Origin of the sequence: Dactylosporangium maewongense (genome assembly GCF_039531485.1) — a bacterium.
Taxonomy (GTDB): Bacteria; Actinomycetota; Actinomycetes; order Mycobacteriales; family Micromonosporaceae; genus Dactylosporangium; species Dactylosporangium maewongense.
The window spans coordinates 161,999-180,693 of record NZ_BAAAQD010000022.1; the positions used below are offsets into that span (position 1 = coordinate 161,999).

The 18,695-nt window shown below is 73.2% G+C and carries 23 protein-coding genes; 18 read left to right on the forward strand and 5 right to left on the reverse strand.

The window, feature by feature from the left end; all coding sequences use genetic code 11:
* Window positions 1-47 precede the first annotated feature (47 nt).
* The 6 genes from ABD332_RS42535 (at window position 48) to ABD332_RS42560 (ending at window position 6,535) form a co-directional block, all read left to right on the forward strand.
* Window positions 48-1,256, forward strand: a complete 1,209-nt coding sequence (locus tag ABD332_RS42535) for an AAA family ATPase (protein ID WP_344509611.1) — start codon at window positions 48-50, stop codon at window positions 1,254-1,256.
* Complete coding sequence (locus tag ABD332_RS42540) at window positions 1,256-2,512, forward strand: vWA domain-containing protein (protein WP_344509613.1); 1,257 nt, start codon at window positions 1,256-1,258, stop codon at window positions 2,510-2,512. The genes ABD332_RS42535 and ABD332_RS42540 overlap by 1 nt, the downstream gene beginning before the upstream one ends.
* A 98-nt stretch (window positions 2,513-2,610) precedes the next feature.
* A complete protein-coding gene (locus ABD332_RS42545) occupies window positions 2,611-3,714 on the forward strand; it encodes a GntR family transcriptional regulator (protein ID WP_344509615.1) in 1,104 nt (367 codons plus the stop codon).
* Window positions 3,711-4,703, forward strand: coding sequence for a Gfo/Idh/MocA family protein (locus ABD332_RS42550; RefSeq protein WP_344509617.1), 993 nt, complete (start codon window positions 3,711-3,713; stop codon window positions 4,701-4,703). The genes ABD332_RS42545 and ABD332_RS42550 overlap by 4 nt, the downstream gene beginning before the upstream one ends.
* Window positions 4,700-5,257, forward strand: coding sequence for a GNAT family N-acetyltransferase (locus tag ABD332_RS42555; RefSeq protein ID WP_344509619.1), 558 nt, complete (start codon window positions 4,700-4,702; stop codon window positions 5,255-5,257). Before ABD332_RS42550 ends, ABD332_RS42555 begins: the two co-directional genes overlap by 4 nt.
* 15 nt (window positions 5,258-5,272) lie before the next feature.
* A complete protein-coding gene (locus ABD332_RS42560; RefSeq protein WP_344509620.1) occupies window positions 5,273-6,535 on the forward strand; it encodes a carbohydrate-binding protein in 1,263 nt (420 codons plus the stop codon).
* Window positions 6,536-6,585: 50 nt separating this feature from the next.
* On the opposite strand, the gene ABD332_RS42565 is transcribed toward ABD332_RS42560, so the two are convergent.
* Genes ABD332_RS42565 through ABD332_RS42575 form a run of 3 tightly spaced genes read right to left on the reverse strand, consistent with a single transcriptional unit; the run spans window position 6,586 to window position 7,662 of the window.
* Window positions 6,586-6,978, reverse strand: coding sequence for a hypothetical protein (locus ABD332_RS42565; RefSeq protein WP_344509622.1), 393 nt, complete (start codon window positions 6,976-6,978; stop codon window positions 6,586-6,588).
* Between the two features lie 28 nt (window positions 6,979-7,006).
* Window positions 7,007-7,348: a hypothetical protein gene (locus ABD332_RS42570; protein ID WP_344509624.1), complete on the reverse strand. Its 342-nt coding sequence runs from the start codon at window positions 7,346-7,348 to the stop codon at window positions 7,007-7,009.
* On the reverse strand, window positions 7,345-7,662 hold the full coding sequence (locus ABD332_RS42575; RefSeq protein ID WP_344509626.1) for a hypothetical protein: 318 nt from the start codon (window positions 7,660-7,662) through the stop codon (window positions 7,345-7,347). Before ABD332_RS42575 ends, ABD332_RS42570 begins: the two co-directional genes overlap by 4 nt.
* On the opposite strand from ABD332_RS42575, the gene ABD332_RS42580 reads away from it, so the two are divergent.
* Entirely contained in the window at window positions 7,646-9,472 is a 1,827-nt protein-coding gene (locus ABD332_RS42580) for a ricin-type beta-trefoil lectin domain protein (RefSeq protein WP_344509628.1), read from the forward strand. The genes ABD332_RS42575 and ABD332_RS42580 overlap by 17 nt on opposite strands.
* Window positions 9,473-9,523: 51 nt before the next feature.
* On the opposite strand, the gene ABD332_RS42585 is transcribed toward ABD332_RS42580, so the two are convergent.
* The gene (locus ABD332_RS42585; protein WP_344509631.1) at window positions 9,524-11,068 is read right to left on the reverse strand and encodes a hypothetical protein; all 1,545 of its coding nucleotides are present in this window, start codon (window positions 11,066-11,068) and stop codon (window positions 9,524-9,526) included.
* 169 nt (window positions 11,069-11,237) lie between these two features.
* Between ABD332_RS42585 and ABD332_RS42590 the strand changes: the two genes are divergently transcribed.
* The 11 genes from ABD332_RS42590 to ABD332_RS42640 all read left to right on the forward strand — a co-directional run bounded on the left by ABD332_RS42590 (window position 11,238) and on the right by ABD332_RS42640 (window position 18,041).
* Window positions 11,238-12,356: an RICIN domain-containing protein gene (locus ABD332_RS42590; RefSeq protein ID WP_344509633.1), complete on the forward strand. Its 1,119-nt coding sequence runs from the start codon at window positions 11,238-11,240 to the stop codon at window positions 12,354-12,356.
* Between the two features lie 224 nt (window positions 12,357-12,580).
* A complete protein-coding gene (locus ABD332_RS42595; RefSeq protein ID WP_344509635.1) occupies window positions 12,581-13,132 on the forward strand; it encodes a hypothetical protein in 552 nt (183 codons plus the stop codon).
* Window positions 13,129-14,358 carry an SRPBCC family protein gene (locus ABD332_RS42600; protein WP_344509637.1) on the forward strand — a complete coding sequence of 410 codons (1,230 nt, stop codon included), beginning with the start codon at window positions 13,129-13,131 and terminating at the stop codon, window positions 14,356-14,358. Before ABD332_RS42595 ends, ABD332_RS42600 begins: the two co-directional genes overlap by 4 nt.
* Window positions 14,359-14,364: 6 nt before the next feature.
* Window positions 14,365-14,766, forward strand: coding sequence for a gas vesicle protein GvpJ (gene gvpJ / locus ABD332_RS60230; protein WP_425552381.1), 402 nt, complete (start codon window positions 14,365-14,367; stop codon window positions 14,764-14,766).
* Between the two features lies 1 nt (window position 14,767).
* Window positions 14,768-15,544, forward strand: a complete 777-nt coding sequence (locus tag ABD332_RS42610; RefSeq protein WP_344509639.1) for a GvpL/GvpF family gas vesicle protein — start codon at window positions 14,768-14,770, stop codon at window positions 15,542-15,544.
* Between the two features lie 3 nt (window positions 15,545-15,547).
* Window positions 15,548-15,781, forward strand: coding sequence for a gas vesicle protein GvpG (locus ABD332_RS42615; RefSeq protein WP_344509641.1), 234 nt, complete (start codon window positions 15,548-15,550; stop codon window positions 15,779-15,781).
* Between the two features lie 19 nt (window positions 15,782-15,800).
* A complete protein-coding gene (gene gvpO / locus ABD332_RS42620) occupies window positions 15,801-16,121 on the forward strand; it encodes a gas vesicle protein GvpO (protein ID WP_344509643.1) in 321 nt (106 codons plus the stop codon).
* A gap of 1 nt (window position 16,122) precedes the next feature.
* Window positions 16,123-16,614 carry a gas vesicle protein gene (locus tag ABD332_RS42625; protein WP_344509645.1) on the forward strand — a complete coding sequence of 164 codons (492 nt, stop codon included), beginning with the start codon at window positions 16,123-16,125 and terminating at the stop codon, window positions 16,612-16,614.
* Between the two features lie 22 nt (window positions 16,615-16,636).
* Entirely contained in the window at window positions 16,637-17,449 is an 813-nt protein-coding gene (locus ABD332_RS42630) for a GvpL/GvpF family gas vesicle protein (protein WP_344509647.1), read from the forward strand.
* Entirely contained in the window at window positions 17,446-17,754 is a 309-nt protein-coding gene (locus tag ABD332_RS42635) for a gas vesicle protein (protein WP_344509649.1), read from the forward strand. Before ABD332_RS42630 ends, ABD332_RS42635 begins: the two co-directional genes overlap by 4 nt.
* The gene (locus tag ABD332_RS42640; RefSeq protein WP_344509651.1) at window positions 17,751-18,041 is read left to right on the forward strand and encodes a gas vesicle protein K; all 291 of its coding nucleotides are present in this window, start codon (window positions 17,751-17,753) and stop codon (window positions 18,039-18,041) included. Before ABD332_RS42635 ends, ABD332_RS42640 begins: the two co-directional genes overlap by 4 nt.
* Before the next feature lie 14 nt (window positions 18,042-18,055).
* On the opposite strand, the gene ABD332_RS42645 is transcribed toward ABD332_RS42640, so the two are convergent.
* Window positions 18,056-18,679, reverse strand: coding sequence for a TetR/AcrR family transcriptional regulator (locus ABD332_RS42645; RefSeq protein ID WP_344509756.1), 624 nt, complete (start codon window positions 18,677-18,679; stop codon window positions 18,056-18,058).
* Between the last annotated feature and the right edge of the window lie 16 nt (window positions 18,680-18,695).

Genomic DNA, 18,695 nt, shown 5'->3' on the forward strand with positions numbered 1-18,695 from the left:
TTCATCCGGAGGCCGGATCACGACTTCTCCCCGAATGGTGATGCCTCATGTCCTCGTTCAGTTCTCCGGTCACCGCTTCGTTCACCGATCAGCTCGACGTCGCCGCCGAGCTGCTCGCGCTGCTGCACGACACCGGGACGGAGCCGCGCACCGACACGCAGCTGGAGGCGCTGACCCTCGCCGTCGCCGCCGACCTGCCGGTCCTGCTGTGGGGCGAGCCCGGCATCGGCAAGACGGCCGCCCTCACCCAGCTCGCCGAGGCGCTCGACCTGCCACTGACCACCGTCATCGCCAGCGTGCACGAGCCGTCGGACTTCTCGGGGCTGCCCGTCGTCGGCGACGACCCGGCGGTGCAGGGCGTGCCGATGGCCCCGCCGGACTGGGCGGTGCGCCTGGTGCACGCCGGCCGCGGCCTGCTCTTCCTGGACGAGCTGTCCACCGCGCCGCCGGCCGTGCAGGCCGCACTGCTGCGTCTGGTGCTGGAGCGCCGCGTCGGCGCCCTTCGCCTGCCGCCGGGTGTGCGGATCGTGGCGGCCGCCAACCCGCGGTCGTCCGCCGCCGACGGGTGGGAGCTGTCCGCGCCGCTCGCGAACCGCTTCGTGCACCTGCAGTGGGTGCACGACCACGACGTCGTCGTCCGCGGCCTCGGCGGCACCTGGCCGCGCGCGTCGCTGCCCCGGCTGGATCCGCGGAAGCTGACCGAGGCGGTGGCGTTCGCCCGCCGGGCCGTGTGCGGGCTGCTCACCGCCCGGCCCCGGCTGGTGCACCAGCTGCCCGGCAGCGAGGCGCGCCGCGGCGGTCCGTGGCCGTCGCCGCGCAGCTGGGACATGGCGCTGCGGCTGACCGCGTTCGCCGTCGCCGCCGGCACGTCCCGCGACGTGCTCTCGATGCTGGTCCGCGGCACCGTCGGCGACGGCCCGGGCCTGGAGCTCCTCGCGAGCCTCGACCGGATGGACCTGCCGGACCCGGAGACGCTGCTCGCCGACCCGGCCGCGGCGGTCCTGCCGGAACGCGGCGACCTGCGGCAGGCGGCCCTCGACGGCGTCGTCGAAGCGGTCCGCCGGCAGCCGTCGAAGGACCGGTGGGACGCGGCGTGGGCGATCCTGGCCGCCGCCGTCGACACCGGCGCCCCGGACCTCGTGGTGGTGCCGGCGTCGACGCTCGCCGCGCAGCGCCGCGCCGACTGGGACGTGCCCGACCTGATCGAACGCCTCGCCGGCGCGGTGTCGCTGTCGCAGCGGGCGGTGGCCGCCTGATGGCGCGCGACTCCGCCGAGGCGTCCGTCGTGGGCGGCCCGGTGGCGCTGGACACCGGGAAGCTGTACGCGGCCCGGCTGCTCGCCGCGCGGGTCCGGCCGTACCTCGCGACGGCGCTGTTCGCGCTGCACGTGGTCGAGTCGCGGCGGGTACCGACGATGGCCGTCGACCGGCAGTGGCGCTGCTACGCGTCGCCGGCGTTCGTGGCGCGGACCCCGGTCGAGGAGCTCGCCGGCGTGTGGGTCCACGAGGTCGCGCACCTGCTGCGGGACCACCACGGCCGCGGCGACCGGGTAGCCCGGGTGCGCGGCCTGCACGGCGCCGGCGACCGGCTGCGGATGAACATCGCCGCCGACTGCGAGATCAACGACGACGTGTACGGCGACGGCCTCGCCCGCCCCACCGGCGCCGTCGCCGCCGCCGACCTCGGGCTGCGCGACGGCGAGCTGATGGAGGACTACCTGCGGCAGTTCCGGCTCGGGCCGCGTACGGGCGGCCTCGCGTGGCTGGACTGCGGCAGCGGCGCCGACGGCCTCGAACGGCCGTGGGACCTCGGCCCGGACGGCGCGCACGGGCTCAGCGGCCACGAGCTGGACGCGGTCCGGTTCCGGGTCGCGCAGGCGATCAGGGCCCGCCCCGGCGACGTGCCGAAGGGCTGGCAGCGCTGGGCGGAGGTGGCGTTCCACCCGCCACAGCCGTGGCGGGAGCTGCTCGGCGCCGCGGTCCGCGCCGCGGTGGCCGGCGCGGCGGGTGGCGACGACTACACGTACGGGCGGCCCGCACGGCGCTCCGCGAGCCTGCCCGGCGTGGTGCTGCCGAGCCTGCGCCGCCGCCCGCCGCAGGTCAGCATCATCATCGACACGTCGGGCTCGGTCAGCGACGCCGAGCTCGGCAGCGCGCTGCTGGAGGTCGCCGCGATCGGCCGGGCCGTCGGCGGCCGCCGCGACCTGGTCCGGGTGCTGTCCTGCGACGCGGCGGCCGGGCTCGCGCACGCGCTGTGCCGGGCCGAGGGGATCCCGCTGATCGGCGGCGGCGGGACGGACCTGCGGGCCGGGTTTGAGCGGGCCCTGCGGACTGCACCCCGTCCGGACGTGGTGGTGGCGCTCACCGACGGGCAGACGCCGTGGCCCGAGGTGCGCCCGCCGTGCCGGACCGTGGTCGGCCTGTTCCCCCGGGAGACGGGTTGGGACGAGGACGACCCGGACGTCGAGCCCATCGTGCCGCCGGCGTGGGCCAGGGTGGTGTCCATAGGTTGAATACATTCCACGAAGTGCCAGCTTGATTGACGTCCGTTCGCCCGCGGTCGCATCATTTCCGCATGACAGAGGCGGACGCCGATTCATTCCATGATGGAATGTTTGCGCACCAGGGTCTCAAGACCGAGATGGTCGCCGACCGGCTGCGGCGCTGGATCGCGGACAGCGGCCAGCCCGTCGGCGCCAGGCTGCCGACCGAGGCCGAGCTCGCGACCCGCCACGGCGTCGGCATCAACACCGTCCGCCGAGCCGTGGGCCTGCTGGTCGCGGAGGGCGTCGTCGTGCGGCGGCAGGGGTCCGGCACGTACGTCGCGAGCGTCCCCACCGGATCCCGCCGGACCGTCGGGGTCGTGGTGCCGTCGACGTCGTACTACTACCCGAAGGTCATCGAGGGCATCGAACGGGCGCTGACCGCCGCCCGCACCGGCGTCATGCTCGCCAGCTCGGAGAACCGCCCCGACCTGGAACGCACCCAGATCCGGCGGATGCTGGGCAGCGGCGTGGAGGGGCTCATCCTCGTGCCCAACCTGCACGTCGCCGACGACCCGCAGGCACACGTCGACGCGCTGCGGCGGCTGCCGGTCCCGTACGTGCTGGTCGAGCGCCGCCCGCCGCGGCCGGACCCCGACGACCCGGTGTCGTTCGTGACCACGCACCACCTCGGCGGCGTACACACCGCGATCCGGCACCTGGTCAGCCTCGGTCACACGCGTGTTGGACTTCTCGGCCGCATCCGCACCGGCAACTCCGCGGTCGTCACCGAGGGCTTCGACCGTGCCGCCGCCGCGCTCGGTGCCGTCGCCGTGCCGGAGGCGCGCGTGCTGCACGAGGAGTGGACGCCCGCGCAGATCGACGCCTACGCCGCGACCTGCCGCGCGGCCGGCGTCACCGCCGTCTTCTGCCACGGCGACCGCGACGCGGCGGCGCTGCTCGCGGCGGCCCGCCGGATCGGGCTGCGGGTGCCCTCGGAGCTGTCGCTCGTCGCGTACGACGACGACGTGGCCGAGCTCGTCGACCCGCCGCTGACCGCGGTCGCCCCGCCCCGCGCGGAGCTCGGCGCGCTCGCCGCGGACCTGCTGCTGCGCCTCGTCGACGACCCCACCACCCCGGCGCACCGTATCGAGCTCCAGCCCCGCCTCACCGTCCGCGGCTCCTGCACCCCGCCGCGCGTCCGTCGGCCTTCCGCTCGGGCGCGCGCATGAGCGAGTTCCGGCTAGGGGTCATCGGCACCGGCATCGTCGCGGCGCTCCATCTGGAAGCGGCGCGCGCCGTGCCCGGAGTCCGGGTGACAGCGGTCTGCGACATCCACGAGGCGGCCGCGGTACAGGCGGCGGCGGGCACTGGCGCTACGGCCTACACCGACCACCGCCGGATGCTGACCCGCGAACCACTCGACGGCGTCGTCATCACCGCGCCGCACGCCCTGCACGCCGGCATGACCCTGGACGCGGCCGCCGCCGGCGTGCCCGTCCTCGTCGAGAAGCCGATGGCCACGACCGTCGCCGACTGCACCGCGATGATCGAGGCGTGCGCGGCCGCCGGCGTCGTCCTCGCCGTCGGGCACGTGGTCAGGTTCGACCCCGCCGCGCACCGCGTCGCCCGGCTCCTGCGCTCCGGCGACCTCGGCGACGTCCTGGCGATCCACCATCACCGCACCGCCCACTACCAGCGCGGCTCGCGCCCCGGCTGGTTCTTCGATCCGGTGATGGCCGGCGGCGGCATCGTGATGAACGTCGGCATCCACGGCCTCGACCGCATCCAGTGGGCCGGCGACGGCACCGCCGAGTCGGCGACCGCCCGCGTGTGGCACCGCGACGGCCACGCCGTCGAGACCGACGCGATGGGCTCCGTGACGCTGTCCAGCGGCGTCGCGGCCGGCTTCCTGCTCACCAGCGCCGCCGGCCGCTTCCACGACGAGACCACCGTCGTCTGCTCCCGCGGCGCGCTGCGCTGGTCGTCGACCGACGGCACCTGGGCGAGCCGCGACGGCGCCCCCGAGACCCAGGTCATGGCGCCGGGCGGCGGGACGGGGGAGGCGTTCGCCGCGCAGCTCGCGGACTTCGTCGCCGCCTGCCGCGGCCACCGCCCGCCCGAGGTCGGCGGCGACTACGGCCGCTCGGTCGTCGCCACCGTCCTGGCCATCTACGCCTCCGCCGCGAGCGGCCGGCCGGCTTCCCTGTGCCGGTCATGACCGCCCGGGTACGCGCGGGCCGCCGCGCCGACCTCGCCGCGGTGTACCGCGTCTGCGCGACCACCGACGCGACCGGTCTCGGCACACCGCCGCGACCGTTCGACGACAAGCTGCCCGGCCACGTGTACGCCGGGCCGTACCTCGCCGCCGACCCGGGCCTGACGTTCGTCGTCGAGGACGACGCGGGCGTCGGCGGCTACGTGTCCGCGACCGCCGACACGGTGCGCTTCAACCAGTGGCTGGACGCGCACTGGTGGCCCCGGCTCCGCCGCCGCTACCCACCCGGCATGTTCGCGCCGGCGGGACCGCACCGGCCGTGGTTCGACACGCACCCCGCGCACCTGCACATCAAGGTGGCGCGGCGGCTGCAGGGGCAGAGCTGCGGCCGGCGGCTCATGGACACGGTGCTCGCGGCGCTCCAAGGGCGTGGCGTCGCGGGCGTGCACCTGGGCGTGGCGGAGGCGAACACCCGAGCGGTCGCCTTCTACACCGCGCTCGGCTTCACCGAGGCGCACCGCCACGCCTGGGGAAGCACCCTCGTCCGCAACCTTTGAGTCAAAGGAGCGACCATGCGAAGAACGGTTCTCGTGGCGTTGCTGCTGATCGCCGCCGCGGCGGTGCCCGCCGTCACCCCCGCCGCGTCGGCGGCGACGAGCAGCCTCCGGTACAACACCTTCGAACGCCCCGAGCGGGGCACCGCCTACACGCTGGGCGCCTGGGCCCAGGACGGGTGGACGGCCCCGTGGGAGCAGGGCATGAGCACCCGCACCTGGATCGACGGCTACAACTTCAGCCACACCGGCGGCAAGTCCCTGCGGGTGTTCTACCCGAAGGGCAAGATCGGCCCGGCCGACTCCGGCGCGCAGGCACCGCTGCAGCTGACCCGCGGCCGCGAGTACTACCTGTCCTACTGGGTGCGCTTCAGCAGCGACTTCAGCTGGGGGACCACCGAGTTCGCCGGGAAGGTCGGCCTCGGGCTCGCCGGCGGCGGGTCGTGCTCCGGCGGGCAGGTGTGCGACGGCACCAACGGCTTCAGCTCGCGCATGATCTGGCGCTCCGGCGGGAAGGCCGCGATCTACTACTACCACATGGGCCACGCCGGCCAGTACGGCGACTTCGTCGACTTGACCCGCCCCGACGGTTCGCTCATCTACTACCCGCGCGGCCAATGGGTGAACCTGGTCCAGCGGCTGCGGGTCAACACGGTCACCGCCGGCTCCGCCAACGCCGACGGTGAGATCGACATCTGGTACAACGGCGTCCAGGCCGCCTCGATCCGCGGGCTGCGCTTCGTCACCAACGCCGACCAGGTCGACAAGGCGTACTTCTCCTCGTTCGCGGGCGGCGCCACCGCCTCGTTCGCCCCCGCCAACGACTCCTGGATCTGGTACGACGACCTGAAAGTATCCAACACCCGTGGGGATATCTGCGAGCTGTCCGGCGGCTGCCACACCCGCACCTTCCAGGCCGAGGCGTACACCTTGATGAACGGCGTGACGACCGCCGCCACCAGCGACACCGGCGGCGGCCAGGCGACGGCCTTCGACACCGGCGACTGGATCGCCTTCGGCAACGTGAACGTCCCCAAGCCGGCCCGCTACCTGGTGGAGTACCGGATCGCGACCGCGGCCAGCAACGCCCGGCTCTCGCTGGACATCAACGCCGGCGCCACCCCACTCGGCGAGGTGACCCTGCCCAACACCGGCGGCACCACCCAGTGGCGCACGGTGTCCCGGGAGGTCGAGGTGCCCGCCGGCACGCACCAGTTCGGGCTTTATGCATCGACCGGTGGATTCAGCCTCAACTGGTGGAAGCTGACCCAGATCGCGTGAGCCAGGTGGGCCGCGGCGGTCTGTCCGCCGCGGCCCGCACGTTCACATGCTCAGTCCCAGTCGTTGATCTCATCTGGCATGTCGGGATCCCGGTAGGTGTTGACGCCGGTCGTGATGATCTCCCGCTGCTCCGTGTGCAGGCGTCGCAGGAGAGCTTCAAGGGCGATTCGCTCAGCGTCCCGTACCTCGTCGGTGGTGGCGGCCCGGAACGTGTTCCAGGCTGTCTCGACGTCGTCGTGCAGTCTGTCCGCCAGTGCGGCGAGGTGCCACATCTCAACGGTGTGCGCCGACCCCTTCCTTCCGTAGACCCATCGGTTGAAACGTCGATCTTCGGCCCTTAGATCGTCCGCAGCCGCGACAAGGGACGCCCCGGCCATGGGCGAGGCCGCGATCTCCGCCAACAGCTCCGGCAGCGACATGTCCCGTGTCTCTCGAATGCTCACAGTGTTCACCACAACTTCCGGGCGTTGGTCACGACAACCTTCTAGCGTTCTTGACCAGCCACTGGCCGAGCGCGAATGATGTTCCCGGGACGTCGAGACCGCCAGCGCGCAAGATATCTCCGCAGTATGTTGCGCAACTATTGCGTTCCAGATGGTAGGGGCCATGGGTCTCAAGGGTCGACCAGAACTGGCGCCGCATTGCTGCCTCGGCGTTGGGAACGTCCACCTCGTATGTGCGTCCGCCGTTCATGTAACTGTCGGAGAAGACCGGTTCGGTGACGTCGTCACCGATCCCGCCGAGGCGCTCCGTCTTCATCTTGAACGGTCCGTACCGAATCTCGATCGCGGCGTGTTGGTTCTTCCAGGTCACGGTGGCCTTGCGGACACCTTGGGAGCGGCGCTGCTGCCGCCGGCTCCAGCCGCGCCGCCGCCCTTGCTGAGGGCCGCCCTGCCGGCCGCGAACGCCCACTGCCCGGTGGCCTTGACGCCCTGACCCGAGGTCCAGGCCACGGCTCCGCCGTACGCCGCGGCCCCAGCTAGGGCGCCCCCGGCGCCCATGGCAGCGCCGATGACCGCGCCTTTGCCGATGGCGCCGACCCAGCCGAGCACGTCGCCGCCATCGGCCCTACCGGCCGCGACGTCCAGGCCGTGGGTGATAGCGCCGCCGATGGCGCCGGCGGTCATCCCCGGCGGCTACGGGCCGTTCCGCGGCGGCACGCTGCTGCCCGCGGCCGGCGGGACGACACCGACGAGCGTGAGCCTCACCCCGCGGCGCTTCGGGCCCAATGTGCTCTACGTGTACGCGATCAACGGCGCGGGCAACGCGAGCCCCGTAACGGCCTACCGCTTCACGACCGACGCGCCCGCCCAACCCGCCGCGTTCGGTGACTTCACCGGCGACGGCAAACCCGACGTCGTCTCCGTCGCCGGCGACTCGCTGTTGGGCGCCTGGCTGTACGCCGGCACCGACAACGCCGGCCACCTCGCCGCACCAACGCAGGTCGGCGGTGAAGGCACCAGCGGCGCCTACAGCACCGGCACCGTCACGGACTGGACCGGCACCAGCGTCAGCGCCCTGGAACTCACCGGCGACGGCGCCCAGGACCTCCTCGTCACGCTGCCCAGCACCCGTAGCGACGCCGACGGCAACGTGTTCGTCATCCCGGCCTACGGCGACGGCGGCACGTTCGACCCCCTCGAACGGATCAAGCTGCTGCTGCCGCAGGTCGACGGCACCGACGGCAACCAGGTCGTCGACCAGATCGCCGCCTCGCCGCTGCCCAGCATCACCGGCTCACCGCTGCCCGACCTGTACGTCATCGTCGGCGACGCCCTCTACGTCTACCCGCCCGGCTTCCCACCCGGTGCCTACGAAAACCCGATCCTGATCAGCACCGGCTGGACCGGCAAAACCATCACCGCCGCGCACTCCGGCGCCGAGCCCGCACTGTTCGTCCGCACCAACAGCACAGGCATGGTCGACCTCGTCACCGGGAACACCGCCGGCGGCGTGTTCGCCGGCGCCGCCGGCAGCACCACCGTCACGTACTCCGCGTCAGGCTTCCCGGGCAGCTCGGCCTACGTGATCACCGGCGCCGACATCAACCTCGACGGCAAACCTGACCTGTGGAGCGACATCCGCTTCGGCGCCATCAACGCCAACCTCAACACCGGCACCGGCGCCTTCGCCCCCGCCGTCACCACCACCACAGGCACCACCGGCCTGGTCAGGTCCGGCTTGCCCGGCGGCCTCTGCCTCGACAACGCCAACGGCTACGCCACCAACTCCAACCCGATCCGCACCTACCGCTGCAACACCGGCCTCGGCGGCCAGATGTGGACCATGTCCGCCGACGGCAGCCTGCGCATCCTCGGCAAGTGCGCCGACGCCGGCGGCCCCCTCCCGAACTCCAGCCAGGTCAAGCTCTACGACTGCAGCCCGACAGCAACCCAGATGTGGCGACCCGGCCCCAACAACAGCCTCATCCACCGCAGCACCGGCCGCTGCCTCGACGCACCCACCCCAGCAGAAACCCAGCTGCGGATTGCCACCTGCAACGGCAGCCCCAACCAGTCCTGGACCTTCGACGCCACCGGCATCGGGTTCGTCCGCTCCGGCTACGCCGGCAAGTGCCTGGACAACAGGAGCGGCACCATGGCCGACGGCAACCCCATCCAGATCTGGGACTGCACCGCCAACGTGCCCCTCGCACAGACCTGGGCACTCCTCGACGACGGCATGCTGCACAGCACCACCTCGATGTGCCTCGACATCACCGGCGGCGGCACCGCCAACGGCACCAAGGTCCAGCTCTACACCTGCAACGGCACCCCGGCCCAAACCTGGCGCCGCGGCCCCAACAACACCCTCGTCAACCCCGCCTCAGGCCGCTGCCTCGACCTGATCAACGGCAACACCACCAACGGCAGCGCTGTGCAGATCTACGACTGCGTCCCCAACACCACTGCCCAGGTCTGGATCCTGCCGCAGTAACGAACCCCGCGGCGCGGCCCACCTGGACACGGGTGGGCCGCACCGGTCCGTTCAGGTGGTCGCGTAGACCCGCAGGGTGACCTCGTCGCTCAGGTGGGTCTCGCCGTTGACGGTCAGGGCCGCCTGCACGACCCACACCGTGGGCGGGGTGGCCTGGCCGTTGTCGGTGACCCTGATCCGCGCGTGGTTGCCGCGGCCGTGGAACGCGACCGGGCCGAGGACCGTTTCGGTCCGAACGGTCCACTGGAGGGCGTCCGCCAGCCGTGCCTCGTCGAAGCCGGCCGGCACGGCCACCTCCAGCGGCAGCGTGAACGGCTGGATCGAGTAGCACGACCCGCCGAACGTCTGCCCCGGGCAGCCGGGCGCCTTCACCGTCAGCGGCAGCACCTCGCGGAGCCGGTCCGCCGCGGGCACGAGCGGCACGCCACCGGCGGCGGGCACGGAGGCGACCGGCGATGCCGACGCGGCCGTCGAAGGTTTCGCATGTCCCGATGCAGCAGGTGTACGACCGGCGCTGGGCGAGGCCGGCACCATCAAACCCGGTGCCGCGACGGCGGACGGTGGTGCTGCCGGGGTGGTGGCGTCGCTCGCCGAGGCCTGCCCCTTCGGTGTTCCGCTCCGCAGGCCGAAGACGCCGGCGACGGCGGCGCCGGCGAGCAGGACGAGGACGACGGCCAGGAGTACGGGCGGCCGCCGCAGCAACGGCAGCCGAGCTGCCGCGACGGCCGGCGTCACGTAGTAGACAGCCGGCTCAGGCTCGCGCTCCGGTGCCGCCGGGACTTGCGGCGGCAGTTCGACGGTGATGTCGTCCGCGTCGGGCTCCGATGCCGGCGCCGCGACCGACGCGGCAAGGTCGACGCGCTCCGTCGGGTCCGGCACGTCAGGTTCCACGAGCCCGGCCGGGTCCGGCACGTCAGACTCGGCGAGGCCGGCCGGATCCGGGGCGTCGCCTGGTTCGGTGAGCTCGGCGGGCACCTCCGGGAGGGTGGGCTCGGCGGGCATCTCCGGGAGAGGGAACTCGCTCAGCACGGCGAGGGCGGTGGGCCGGGTCTGATGCGCCGAGGTGCACGTCGCGCACGTGGGAAGGTGCGCGGCCACGGCCTTGCGGACGGCGGGGCGCAGGCGCTTCGTGCTGGCGGCGGCGATGACGGCGGGCAGGTCGGGGCAGCCGGTCGCAGGGTCCGCCGCGGCGGCGGCCGTGAACAGGGCGAGCTCCAGCAGACCGCCGGGCTCCACCAACCGGTCGACCGCCCTCCGGGTGACGTCGACCTTCTTGCCCAGGACCGCGGCGACTCCCGCCAGGTCGACCTGGCGATGGCGGGGCCGCTCCGCGTACTCCGGGACCACCAGCGCGAGCAGATTCCAGTGGTGCTCCTCGATCAGGGGCCGCGCCGAATACAGTACGAGAGCGGCGGCGTCACCCGTCGCGGCGGTCGGCGCCGGGCGCTGCCGCAGCCCCTCCCTGACCGCGTCGCGCGCGACCGTGAAGCCCGTCGCGCCGGGCGGCGCCGCCTCGGTCGCGGACCGCGCCAGGGGCTCGTCACCGCACGCGAGCACCACGCAGTAGCGGTACACGTCGGCGTGCTGCGGATCCATCGACTGCCTCCTTCGCGTCGGCTCCGCGGGCTCAACGAGTGGCCGCGTCGCAGGTCGCGGCATCGAAACCTTTGCGAAACCCCTTTGGAGCGTGCCGCGCGGAAGCCGATGCTGGCTGTCACCCGATCGGAGGTTGTCCATGCATCGAGCCCGACGCAGATCGACGCGAATGTTCGTCGCGGTCCTGAGTCTGCTGCTGGCGTACGGCGGTGCGGTGGCGATGCCGGCCGCGGAGGCCGCCGCGGCTCCCGCCGTCTCGCTCCGCTTCCTGATGATCGTCAAGCCCGTGTCGCAGGTGCCCGGCCTGACCGCCACGCTGAGCCAGGCGCAGATCGACGCGGCCCGGACCGCGTTCCTCAGCACGTTCCCGCGGATGGTCGAGGACCTCACCGGCGGCACCGTCGACATGAACACGCAGGTCGTCGTGTCGCCCCGGCCGCTCACGTCGATCGGCTACCAGGGGCTGATGGTCGAGCCGGGCAACGTGCCCGACGACGTCGCGCAGTACGTCCACCCACAGGAATGGGACGGCGTGTTCGTCTACAACGCGTTCCGCCCGCACGCATACTTCTCCAGCGGCTCGCCCGGCCCGTACAACACCGGCTGGACGAGCATCAACGCCCGCGACGACCTCGGCTACAACCAGGACGCCCTGGCCGGCTGGGTGCACGAGATGCTGCACCAGCTGGGGGAGCAGTTCTACTTCCAGCAGCTGCACGTGCCCGGCGAGGTCGAGGTGCACGCCGGCGAGGCGCACGGCTACAACCAGAACAGCAGCGGGCTGCCGTACTGGCTCGGCTGGTACCGCGACTACCTCAACAGCACGATCCCCGGCAACCTCGGCCTCGGCCTGAAGGCGTGGAGCCGCGGCAACCGGCGCGGTGTCGTCGACACCCCCACCGGCCAGATGATCGTCGGCGCCGGCTCGAACCGCTGCGTCGACGTCTCCGGCGGTCGCGACGCCGACGGCACGAAGGTCCAGCTGTGGGACTGCCACGGCGGCCCGGAGGTGCGCTGGCGGTGGCAGGGCGGGGCCCTGGTCAACAGCAGGACCGGCAAGTGCCTCGACGTGGCCGGCGGGCGCACCGCCGCGGGCACCAAGGTGCAGCTGTGGACGTGCCTGAGCAACGGCGCCCAGCAGTGGCAGTTCGCGGGCGAGCTTCTGCGCAACCCGCAGTCCGGCAAGTGCCTGGACGCGGACGCCTGGGGGACCGCGAACGGCACGCAGCTCATCATCTGGGACTGCGGCACCGCCCAGTCGAACCAGACCTGGCGCTTCCAGCAGTAGCGGCGACGGCTCGGCCTCCGGGGAAGAGGCCGGGCCGTCACCGGGCGAGGGCAGGCGCCGCCGACGCCGAGCCAGGGAGACCATCGAGACCTGGCTGCCGGTCCGGCGGCGGCCATCCGGGGGCGATCCCGAGCGAATCGGTGCGGGCTGGTTTGCCGCCCGAGATCCGGGTAGGGCGGCCCAAGGGCGCTACCACCCGCGAACTGCGCCCGGAGGGTCGCATCATGAAACGAGCACTGCAGGTCACGCTGGCGATCATGGTCGGATACGTGCTCGGCCGGCGGCGCAAACTGCGCATGGCGATGCTGCTCGGTGCCGCCGCGGCGGCTGGGCGCTTCAGCGGCAACCCGACCGAGCTGGTGGCTCGCGGACGGAAGCTCGTCGGCGGCTCCGCGGCACTCGGCCAGCTGTCCGGTCTGGCCCGCCCGCTCGTCGACGCCGGCCGGTCGGCCGCCCGCACCGCCGTGTCGCAGCGCATCGACTCCGTCAGCGACCGGCTCCGGGAGCGCAGCGATGCGCTGCGTTCGGCGGGCCGGAAGGGCGCTCGCCGTGACGAGGACCGCGGCCGTGACGAGGACTACGACGCCGAGTTCGAGGACGAGGAGTTCGAGGAGCTGGAGGAGCCCGAGGAGGCACCGCCGCCCCGGCCCGCCGCCCGCCGATCCCGTCCGCGACAGGCGCGTGACGAGGCCACCGAAGACGAGGGCACCGAAGAGGAGCCCGAGTCCGAACCCGAGCCGCCGGTCCGTCGCCGGCGCGCCACGGCAAGACGATGACCAGCGAAACGCGCGGCGCCCCCGGCGGCGGGATCGGTGCCCACCTGTCCCGGCTGCTGGTGCAGGAGCTGCAGAACTTCGCCGGCGCGCTGGGCCGCCGGGCCCTCACGGCCGTGCAGGACCGGGTCGAGGGCAAGATCGGCGACCTCACCGGCCGGCTCAACGAGTACGCCGAGCAGAGCGGCAGCCCGAAGCTGGTGGCGGCGGCGAAAGGTGCCGAGGAGCTCGCCGGTGGCGGCTCGCCGATGAAGGCGGCGGCGAAGGGCGGCCTGGCCGGCGGCTGGGCGAAGATCAAGAAGCTGTTCGGTGGCGGCCGCAGCGCGACCCGCAAGCTCAAGGTCACCAGCATCCTTGAATGGGCCGACGTCGGCGTGCCGATCCGGGTCGCCTACAACCAGTGGACGTCGTTCGAGGAGTTCCCGAAGTTCACGAAGAAGGTCGAGAAGGTCGAACGGCAGGACGAGGACAAGCTGCACTGGCGGGCGCAGATCTTCCTGTCGCACCGCGACTGGGAGTCCAACATCGTGCTGCAGGAGCCCGACGAGCGCATCGTCTGGCGGTCCAAGGGCGCCAAGGGCTACGTCAACGGCGCCGTGTCGTTCCACGCCCTCACGCCGACCCTGACCCGGATCGTGCTCGTCCTCGAGTACTACCCGAAGGGGCTCTTCGAGCGCACCGGCAACCTCTGGCGCGCACAGGGACGGCGGGCCCGGCTGGAGTTCAAGCACTTCGTGCGGCACACGATGACGCAGACGATCCTGAACCCCGACGAGGTCGATGGCTGGCGCGGCATCATCCGCGACGGTGAGGTGGTCCTGGACCACGAGACCGCCATGCAGCAGGAGCGCGAACGCGAGGAGCAGGAGCAGCAAGAGGAGCCGGACTCCGGCAAGCAGGGCGAGCGCGCCGAGGACGAGACCGGCGAGGCTGAGACCGAAGAGGGCGAGACCGAAGAAGGCGAGACCGAAGAAGGCGAGACCGGAGAGGGCGAGACCGGAGAGGGCGAGACCGGAGAGGGCGAAACCGAAGAAGGCGAAACCGAGGAAGAGGGCGACGAGACCCGGGCCGAGGCGGAAGAAGGCGGCGAGGACGAGGGCGACGAGGAGGAGGCGCCGCAGGCGCGCCCCCGGCGTCGCGCCGTGCCGCGCCGGACCGGCGCCGAGACCCGCGACCGCCGCGGCCCCGAACCCGGCGACCGCCGCAAGCGCAGCAGCGCGAGGGGGTGAGCGAGCATGTCGGTCGTGCAGGCCGGTGGCGGGGGCGGGCAGTCCTCGTCGCTCGCCGACGTGATTGACACCATTCTCGACAAAGGACTGGTGATCGACGCGCACGTCAGCGTCGCGGTGGTCGGCATCGAGATCCTGACCATCAACGCGCGTGTCGTCGTCGCCAGCGTCGACACATACCTCCGGTTCGCGGAGGCGGCCAACCGGCTGGACCTGAAGTCGCAGGAAGGCAGCGGCCTGTCCGACATGGTCGGCGGCGCCAAGGGCGCGATGGCCGGGCACGCCGGAAAGCGCGCGATCGAAGGCGCCGGCGAGAAGATCCTGTCCAAGGCGGGCGACATGTTGGAGCAGATCGCCGGCCCGGGCGAAGAAGACCGCGACCGGCCGCGGCGACGCAGAGGAGGCTGACGTGGCCACCGACACCACCGCACCGCGGGTCGGCATGATGCTCTACGGCGTGGTGCCGTCGGACGTCGAGCCGACCGGCAGCGCCCAGGGCGTGGGCAGCCCGCCGGCCGACGTCACCACGGTGACCGAGGACGACCTGACCGCGCTGGTGAGCGACGTCCCGCTCGACCGCCCGCTCGGCCGGCCCGACGACCTGACCGCCTACCAGCGGCTGCTGGACGGCACCGCGGCCGTGGCGCCGGTGCTCCCGGTCCGCTTCGGCACGGTGCTGCGCGACGCGGAGGCGATACGGCAGCTGCTGGCCGACCAGCACGACATGATCGCCCCGCTGCTCGACCGGCTCGAGGGCCGCGTGGAGTACGTGGTGCGCGGCCGGTACATCGAGGACGCCGTGCTCGCCGAGATCCTCGACACCGACTCCGACGCGCGGCAGCTGCGCGAGTACATCCAGGGACGGCCGGAACAGGAGACCACGCAGCAGCGCATGGCCCTGGGCGAGCGCATCAACGCCGCGATCGAGGCGATGCGGCAGGCCGACACCCGGACCGCCGTCGACCGGATCGGCAAGGTCGTGGAGGACCTCGTCGTGGCGGAGCCGACCCACGACCTGGACGCCGTGCACCTGCCCGTGCTGGTCGAGCAGGCGCACCGCGCCGAGTTCGACGCGGTGCTCGCCGAGCTCGCCGACGGGTGGAGCGGGCGGGTCGAGATGCGCAGTCTCGGCCCGGCGGCACCCTATGACTTCGTCAACCGGCTGGCCCTGGCACGGGACGACTGAGCCATGGGCCTGCTCTTGACGATCCTCACGCTGCCGTTGGCGCCCGTACGAGCGGTCACCGCCATCGCGGAGCTGCTGCTGGAGCAGGCGGAGCAGGAGCTGTACAGCCCGCAGGGGCTGCGCCGGCAGCTGGAGGCGCTGGACGAGGCGGTGGCCCGCGGCGAGCTGAGCGAGGACGAGCGGCGCGCCGCCGAGCAGGAGATCCTCGACCGGGTCACCTCCCGGTCGACCGGCTGAACGACCGGAAGGCAGAAGCATGACACCCTCCAGCACCGAACCGCGCGAACGGCGGGCGAAGGCCCGTCCCGACCCGCTCCCGGCCGGCGCCATCGCCCGTCTCGCGGTCGACGAGGTCGGCCAGCTGACCGGCAAGGAGACGCTGGGCGTCGTGTCTGTCGAACCGGCCGACGACGGCGGCTGGGTCGTCGGCGTCGAGGTCGTCGAGGAGCGTCGCATCCCGTCATCGGCCGACATGCTCGGGCTGTACCTCGTCGAGCTCGACGATGACGGCGAACTGCTGGCGTGCCACCGGGACCGCCGGTACCTGCGCGGCAGCACCGATGCGAAGGTGAGCTGACATGGTGGCCTCACCAGGCATGGGCCCCGCCCCCGCGCTCGGCACCGGGCACCAGCCGACGAACCTCGCCGACATCCTCGAGCGGGTCCTGGACCGGGGTCTGGTGATCGCCGGCGACATCCAGGTCAACCTGCTCGACATCGAGCTGCTCACCCTCAAGCTGCGGCTGGTCATCGCGTCCGTCGACACGGCGCGGCAGCTCGGCATCGACTGGTGGGAGACCGATCCGTGGCTGTCCTCGTCCAGCCGCAGGGCGGTCGAGCGCGGCGACGCGCGCCGCGAGGCTCTCGGCCGCGACGACCGAGAGCGTGATGACCTCGGGCCCGACGACCTCGGGCAGTCTGCCCGGCCGGCGGTCGAACCGGGCGGTGACCGGCGTGCGGGCCGGCCCGCGGTGGAGCCCGCGCACCAGGCGGCCGAAAACGACCGGTACCCGGCGGACGGGGAGGCTCGTCCCCGCAGCCGCAGCCGCCGGCGCGGCGACGAGCGGTGAGTGAGATGGAGGTGCTGTGGCGGTGAGCGAGGGAGGGCTGCTGTGGCTGTACGCCGTCGCCCGCGACAGCGTGCCCGTCGAGGTCACCGGCATCGGTGACGCACCGGTCCGCGCGGTCCACGCCGCGGGCCTCTGCGCCTTCGTCAGCACCGCACCGGCCGGGCTGTCCGACGCCGGCGCCCTGCAGGCTCGCCTGGAGGACGCGGAATGGGTGGCGCGGACCGCGGTCGAGCATCACCGGGTCGTGGCGGCGCTCGCCTCGGCCGCCCCGGTCGTGCCCGCGGGGCTCGCCACGGTGTGCCGTGACGAGGCTCGCATCACCGCGACCCTCGTCCGGCACGCCGCCGGGCTCACCGGTGCGCTGGACCGCGTGACCGGGCGGACCGAGTGGGGCGTCAAGGGGTACGTGCGCGGCGGCCCGGCGCCCGTGCCCGAGACCAGGGCGGGCGGGGCGGGCACCGCGTACCTGGAGCGCCGCCGCGCCGAACTGTCGGCCCGCGACCGGCGCCACGACGAGGCGGCCCGCGACGCGGACGCGGCCCACGCCGAGCTGGCCCGCCGGGCGGACGGGGCGCACCGGCACGCGCCGCAGGACCGGCGGCTGACCGGCGAACCGGAGGCGATGGTGCTCAACGGCGCATACCTGGTGCCCGACGAGCGGGCCGCGGCGTTCGCGGCGGCCGTCGACGCCCTTGCCGCCCGGTACCCAACGATCACGCTGCGGCTCACGGGGCCGTGGCCGCCGTACTCGTTCGTCCCCGCGCTCGGCGCGGAACCGTCGGACCCGGACCGCGTGCCGGGTGACGCCCCCGTGCACGCCGGCGGACCCGCGTGAGCGACGCCGTCCACTCGCGCGAGGTCGCCCTCGTCGACCTGCTCGACCGGGTGCTGACCACCGGGGTCGTCGTCGCCGGCGACGTCACGATCGCCATCGCCGAGGTCGACCTGGTCCGCGTGTCGCTGCGCGCCCTGGTCTCGTCGGTCTCGACCGCGTCCGGCGGCACGGTCGGCGGCGCGGTCGAAGGCGCGGTCGAGGGCACGGTCGAGGGCGCGGTCGAGGGCACGGTCGAGGGCACGGTCGAAGGCACGGTCGAAGGCACGGTCAGCGGCATGGTCCCAGAAGGGAGGGGGTCACGGTGAACGACCTTCCCCGGGACGGGCGGATCGACCTCGACCGCGACTCCGTCGAACGCGGCTTCGCCTCGCTCGTGCTCACCGTCGTGGAGCTGCTGCGCCAGCTCGTCGAACGACAGGCGCTGCGCCGGGTCGACGTGGGCGACCTCTCCGCGGAGCAGGTGGAGCGGATCGGGCTCACGCTCATGGCGCTCGAGGAACGCATGGCCGAGCTCCGCGAGCACTTCGGCCTGCGCCCCGAGGACCTCAACATCGACCTCGGCCCGCTCGGCCCGCTGCTGCCCCGCGACTGACCGGTGCGCCTGCGCTAGGCCGCGCTTCCGGCCAGGAGTGACTCCAGCAGGGCGGTGATGCGCGCGGTCAGCGCCTCGGGCGTGGTGCCGAGCTGCACGCACCGCCCCTCCAGGGGGCCGTCCAGCCACAGCGTCACGATGCCGATCGCGAGCGCCCAGACGGCGGCCACGAGGGGCTCCGGGTCGCCGGCCGGGGCCGAGCCCTCGCGCTGGCAGTCCTGCACGGTCTCGGTGAGCAGCTGGATCGCCGCCTCGCCGGCGTGGGCGGCCTCGGGCACCTGCGACGAGGTGGACAGCTCGCTGCGCAGCATCAGGTGCAGGTGGCCGGGGTGCTCGCGGGCGAAGGCGACATATGCCTCCAGGATCGCGCCGAGCCCGCGCACCGCGGTGGGCGCCGCCTCACGGGCCGCCCGCAGGCGCTCCAGCAGCAGCTGATGACCCTGCACCGCGATCGCGGCGAAGAGCGCGGAGCGGTCCGGGAAGTGGTGGTACGGCGCGCCCGGGCTCACCCCCGCATCGCGGGCCACCCGGCGCAGGCTCACCGCGGCGATGCCCTCCGCCTCGATGAGCGCCACGCAGGCGGCGAGCAGCGCGTCACGAAGGCCGCCGTGGTGGTAGCTGGCTCGGGTCTGCGGCATCGGCACCCTCCGACTG